The sequence below is a fragment of the Megamonas rupellensis DSM 19944 genome (assembly GCF_000378365.1).
In the GTDB taxonomy this organism is placed as follows: Bacteria; Bacillota; Negativicutes; order Selenomonadales; family Selenomonadaceae; genus Megamonas; species Megamonas funiformis.
On record NZ_KB899621.1, the window covers coordinates 1 to 6,164 of the forward strand.

Genomic DNA, 6,164 nt, shown 5'->3' on the forward strand with positions numbered 1-6,164 from the left:
CATTACAAATGGTGACCTTGGCAGGACTCGAACCTGCGACCTTTTGATTCGTAGTCAAACACTCTAATCCAGCTGAGCTACAAGGCCATTTGTTTATTGCTCTCACAAGCAACTTCTATATAATAGCATAGATATATTTTTTTGGCAAGTGTTTTTTATAAATTTTTTTTAAGAAAAAGAATCTTCACCAAAACGCATATATTCTTTGCGATACTCAGAAGGCGTCTCTCCAATGTATTGTGTAAATAATTTAGTGAAATAAGGAGCATGTTGAAAACCTACAGTATAGCTAATATCTGTTATACTCAAAGAAGTTTTTCTCAATAATGTACATGCTTTACTTAGACGATATTGTTGTAAATATTGACTAGGACTTATTTTTAAATATTTTTGAAATAATTTAAAGACATATGTTCTGTCGATATTATTGGCAGTAGCAATATCAGAAATACTGATATTATCAGCATAATTTTTGTGAATGTAATTTAAAATAGCATTGAAATAAACTTCTGTAGTTGAAAGTTCTGCTTTTTGTTTTAAGCGTAAATGATTACCAAGATAGTCAAATAATAAAAAAGTTGTAGAAATACTTTTAAAATAATGTTCTCGTTGAAATTCTTGATAGATTTTTTCAAAAAGATTTTTAAGATGTGTATCTAGTTCATTATGAATAATATACGTTTCTGGGCTTAATCCGCACATGCTTAAAAGTTTGTGAATTTGCTTTCCGCGTAAACCGATCCAATGATAACTCCAAGGATTTTCAGGTAAAGGATAATATTTGTTTTTTGTATAAGGCGGTATCATAAAAATATCGCCAGCTTTAATATGGTTTTGTTTATCTTCGATTTGAAAAATACCTTCACCAGCAATGCAATAATGAATTACCCAATAATCAATAGGAACAAATTCATAAGGTTTGGTTGGCTTACATTCTTCATAACCACATTCATAGAGGTGGAAATCTTCGCTTATAGGATTGTTGTTGAATAAAACACTTACATCATTTTTAAAGATTTTTCCCATAAAAACACCTTCAATATTTTTATTTGAGTATATTATAAGAAGAATTTTTGAGATAGTCAATGTACCTCTGTCAACATAAGTATAAAAAATCAACAAATATATATTTTAAATATAATATTTTATCAACATAAATATAAAATATTTCAACATAGCTGATAGAGTCTGCTAAGGGCAAATGCTATAATAATAATCGAAGTAAATACGTATATACTTGATAAAAAGATTGATAATTTGTTATTTTTATTATCTTTTATTTATTAAATTAAAAAGAATAATAAGAATATACAGAAAAGGAGAATTGTTATGGATAATCAAAGAGCGAGATTAGGTCAAATAGCTTTAATGATGATGACTTTTTCGGCAGTATATACTTTTCCAAGTATTATTAATAATAGCATACAAATTGGATTAGCTACTATTCCAGCTTATATATTTGGTTCTGTTTTTTATTTCTTACCATTTATTTTGATGATGAGTGAATTTGCTTCAGCAAACTCTGATAAAGAATCTGGTATTCATAGTTGGTTAGAATGCGTTTTAGGTTCTAAATGGGCATTTTTAGGTGCATGGTGTTATTTCTTTGTAAATTTATTCTTCTTCGGTTCTTTATTGCCACAGACATTAATTCAAGGTTCTTATGCACTTTTTGGTACGAATGTTTTTGTGGGCGATAATTCTACATTGATTATTGCATTAGTTTCAATAGTGTTATTCTGGATTGCAACATATGTTTGTATCAAAGGTGTAAGTTGGATTTCTATTGTTACAAACTTAGCAGGTAGTGCCAGATTATTCATGGGTATAGCGTTTGTTATCTTAGCGTTTATCGTAGTATTTGGTTTAGGTGAAGCTCCTGTACAAGAATTTTCTATGGAAACAATCACTCCAAGATTTGATTGGACTTTCTTTATGACTATGGCTTGGGTTTTACAAGCTTGTGGTGGTGGTGAAAGTATTGGTGTTTACATAAAAGATGTAAAGGGCGGTAATAAAACTTTTATAAAGGTAATGGTATTATCCACTATCTTTGTTGGTTTGATGTATGTATTAGGTTCCATTGCCGTAGGTTTAGTAGTTCCTACAGCTGCATTACAAAATAACTTTGCTAATGGTATTTTTGATGTATTTAAAATTTTAGGTACACATTTTGGTATTCCAGGCGATATCATGGTTCGCTTAGTAGGTGTAATTTTATTCTTAGGAAGCTTAGGTTCTTTAGCTCTTTGGACAGCAGCTCCAGTAAAAGTATTCTTCTCTGAAATTCCAGAAGGTATTTTTGGTAAATGGATTGTAAAAACTAATCATGAAGGTAACCCAACAAATGCTTTAATTGTACAAGGTATCGTAGTTAGCGTATTGCTTATTATTCCAGCTTTAGGTATCGGAAATATGGATAGCTTCTTACAGATGCTCATCAATATGACAGCAGCAACATCTTTATTACCAGTATTATTATTATTGATTGGTTATATCGTTTTACGTTGGAAAAAAGACGATATGGATAGAAGCTTTAGATTTGGTAGTAGAAATTTTGGTATCTTTGCAGGTGTATTCTTATTACTTGTATTCATCTTCGTATTCTTCATGTCTACAGTTCCAGACCCAACATTAATTATGCAATATTTAGATGGTACATTACCTCAAGATGCAGCAAATCCTATTTTAACACTTGTTTATAATGTATTAGGTGTAGTAGTATTTATGGGTATTGCTTGGGTTTGTTGGAACCGTTATGAAAAGAAATTAAATCAAAAATAATAAATAGACAAATTTAGATATTATTTAGGAGGAATTTTTTATGAAAACTTGGGAAAATCATCAAATTGATGGAATTAATAGAATGCCAGCAAGAGCACATTTCTTGACATTTCCATCTAAAGAAAAGGCACTTTTAAATAACAATAGATATACTCATGCATTTAAAAATTTAAATGGCGTTTGGAAATTTATGTTTTTAGATGCTCCAGAATATAGTCCTGAAGGTTTCTTTAATAGTGATTTTGATGTAACTAAAATGGACGATATCACAGTTCCAGGAAATTGGCAGTTACAAGGCTACGGCAAAATGCACTATTCTGATTTATGGTATAATTTCCCTATTAATCCACCATATGTGCCAACAGAAAATCCAACAGGTATTTATAAACGTACATTTTTTGTAGAAGAAAGCTATCGCGATAAAAAAATTATCATTAGATTTTGCGGTGTAGACTCTGCATATCATTTATGGATTAATGGCAAGGAAGTAGGCTATAGCAAAGTTGCTAGAAATGAATCTGAATTTGATATTACAGATCTAATTCGTGTAGGCGAAGAAAATGATGTAACTGTTCGTGTATATCAATGGTCTGATGGCACATATTTAGAAGACCAAGATATGTGGTGGGAAAGTGGAATTTTCCGCGATGTAGAATTAATAGGTGTGCCTAAAGATGGTATCAATGATTATAAAGTAATTGCTGATTTAGATGATGAATATAAAAATGGTATTTTCAAAGTAGAAGCTTTCTTACGTACAACAAAAGAAGTTAATGTTACTTTTGAATTAGTAGATGCTGGTGAAAATACTGTATTTACAAAAACTGTAGTAGCTAAAGAAGGTAAAGCTTGTATTGATGAAGTAATCGCTGATGTAAATCATTGGACAGCAGAAACTCCTTATTTATATAAATTATTTATGACTGTAGAAGATGACGGTCAAATTATAGAAGTTATTCCTCAAAATGTAGGTTTCCGCAATATTAGATTAAATGGCGAAACTTTCTTAGTAAATGGTGTAGCTATTAAATTTAAAGGTGTAAACCGTCATGATTATAGCCCACAAAATGGTCGTGTAGTATCTAGAGAAGAAATTGAAAAAGATATTATTTTAATGAAACAATTCAATATCAATGCAATTCGTACATCTCATTATCCTAATTCTTATTATCTATACGATTTATGTGATGAATATGGTATGTATTTAATCGCTGAAACAGATTTGGAATGTCATGGTTTTGAATTGACTGGTGATTATAAATGGATTACAGATGATCCTTCTTGGGAACTTGCTTATGTTTCTAGAATGACTCGCATGATTGAACGTGATAAAAACCATCCTGCTATTATCTTCTGGTCTTTAGGAAATGAATCTGCTTTTGGTTGTAATTTCCGCAAAATGACAGATGTAGCACATGAAATGGATCCTACAAGATTAGTTCATTATGAAGGCGATTTTGATGTAGAATCTGCTGATGTTTATTCTACAATGTACACATGGATTGAAAATCCAAAGAAACCATATCTCATGAAAGATATCATTGAAAAATCTAAAAAACCACATATTCACTGCGAATATTGCCATGCAATGGGTAATGGCCCAGGAAACTTAAAAGATTATCAAGATTTAGTATATGCTCATGATAAATTACAAGGTGGTTTCGTTTGGGAATGGTTTGACCATGGTATTGAATCCTTCACAGAAAGCGGAGAAAAATATTATCGCTATGGCGGAGATTTTGGTGATGACCCAAGCAATAAAGATTTCTGTATCGATGGCTTAATCATGCCAGATAGAACACCATCTCCAGGTTTATATGAATATAAAAAAGTTATTGAACCAATTACAACTACTGCTGTAGATATTCAAAAAGGTATCATAAACTTATTAAGTCGTTATGATTTTGCAAATTTAGATAGATTTAACCTCGTTTATAAAGTTATGGAAGATGATGTAATTCTTCAAACTGGATTTATGGCTGTTCCTTCTATTGAAGCTAGAGCAAATAAAGACATTACATTACCATATGATTTATCTGTAATCAAAGTAAAACCAGGAGCTCATTACTATGTAAATATTTCTTATCAATTAAGAGAAGATACAAGTTATGCTTCTAGCGGTCATGAACTTGCTACTGCTCAATTTGAATTACCTTTATATAAAGAAGGTATCATGGTAAGACCAGAAGGTATTTTAAATGTTGAAAAAGAACATACTACTTTACATGTAAAAGGCGCTAACTTCTCTTTAGACTTTAACTTAGTAAATGGTAATTTAATGAATATTGTTCGTGATGGTATGCAAGTATTGAGCAAAGGTCCTCGCTTAACTTTATGGAGAGCACCTATCAGCAATGATATGGAAATCATTGATAAATTGAAAAAAGTATACTTCTTACATCTTGAACATGAAGTAGTGATGAATATTGATTATCACATGGAAGGCAATATCTTAAAAGTAGAAGTAGATACAATCAATAGTACAACTAATAGTGCATGGCACTTCAAAACAAAATATGTATATACAGTATGCCCATCTGGCGATATCTTAATTGATGTAGAAGGCACTCCTTCTGGTAGAGTTGATTTAGCACCAGATATGTTACCTAGAATTGGTGTAAGCATGCACTTAGATAAATCTATGGAACATGTACGCTATTTCGGTATGGGACCTGGCGAAAACTATGCAGACTCTAAAGAAGCAGCGCAAATGGGCTTATATGCAAATACTGTAGATGGATTATTTACAAACTATGTAATTCCTCAAGAAAATGGAAATCATATGGGTTGTAAATGGGTATCTATGACAAATGACAGAGGTATGGGTCTTTTAGCATCAACTGAAGGTGATTTTAATTTCAGTGCTTCTTGGTATGAAGATAAAGATTTAGATGATGCAAAACATACTTGTGATTTAGTAAAACGTGATTACATTGTATTTAATGTAGATTACAAACAAAATGCTTTAGGTACAAATTCTTGTGGTCAGTGGCAATTGGATAAATATCGTGCAAAATTTGAAGACTTTAAATTATCCTTTAGATTGACTCCATTTAATAATAAAGAAGTTTTGGATAAACATTTAGCTGCTGAAAGAATTTGTCTTGATAAATAATAAAATAGCCTCTAATAAAATTATAATATTATGTACCCTAATGTTTTGTTAGGGTACAATTTTTTTTATAAAAATAAAAGCACTAATAGTAAGTATAATAACTATTAGTGCTTTAGTTTTAAATGATGATGAAAAACAAAAAAAGCTCCGATAAAATCGAAGCTTTAATTTACAAAATGGTGGGCAGGGATGGATTCGAACCATCGTAGCCTACGGCGACGGATTTACAGTCCGTTCCCTTTAACCACTCGGGCACCTACCCATT

3 protein-coding genes and 2 tRNA genes are annotated in these 6,164 nt (G+C 31.1%); 2 read left to right on the forward strand and 3 right to left on the reverse strand.

Features of this window, described 5'->3' with window-relative positions; translation table 11 throughout:
- Window positions 1–9: 9 nt before the first annotated feature.
- Both F553_RS0111300 and F553_RS0111305 read right to left on the reverse strand, forming a co-directional pair.
- Window positions 10–87 (reverse strand) — tRNA-Arg (locus F553_RS0111300).
- Window positions 88–168: 81 nt separating this feature from the next.
- Window positions 169–1,026, reverse strand: a complete 858-nt coding sequence (locus F553_RS0111305; RefSeq protein WP_019000182.1) for a helix-turn-helix domain-containing protein — start codon at window positions 1,024–1,026, stop codon at window positions 169–171.
- 303 nt (window positions 1,027–1,329) lie between these two features.
- Here F553_RS0111305 and F553_RS0111310 point away from each other — a divergent pair, with 303 nt between their 5' ends.
- Complete coding sequence (locus F553_RS0111310) at window positions 1,330–2,784, forward strand: amino acid permease (protein WP_019000183.1); 1,455 nt, start codon at window positions 1,330–1,332, stop codon at window positions 2,782–2,784.
- Between the two features lie 40 nt (window positions 2,785–2,824).
- Window positions 2,825–5,899 carry a beta-galactosidase subunit alpha gene (gene ebgA, locus F553_RS0111315; RefSeq protein WP_019000184.1) on the forward strand — a complete coding sequence of 1,025 codons (3,075 nt, stop codon included), beginning with the start codon at window positions 2,825–2,827 and terminating at the stop codon, window positions 5,897–5,899.
- A 177-nt stretch (window positions 5,900–6,076) separates the two neighbouring features.
- Here ebgA and F553_RS0111320 read toward each other — a convergent pair.
- Window positions 6,077–6,161 (reverse strand) — tRNA-Tyr (locus F553_RS0111320).
- Between the last annotated feature and the right edge of the window lie 3 nt (window positions 6,162–6,164).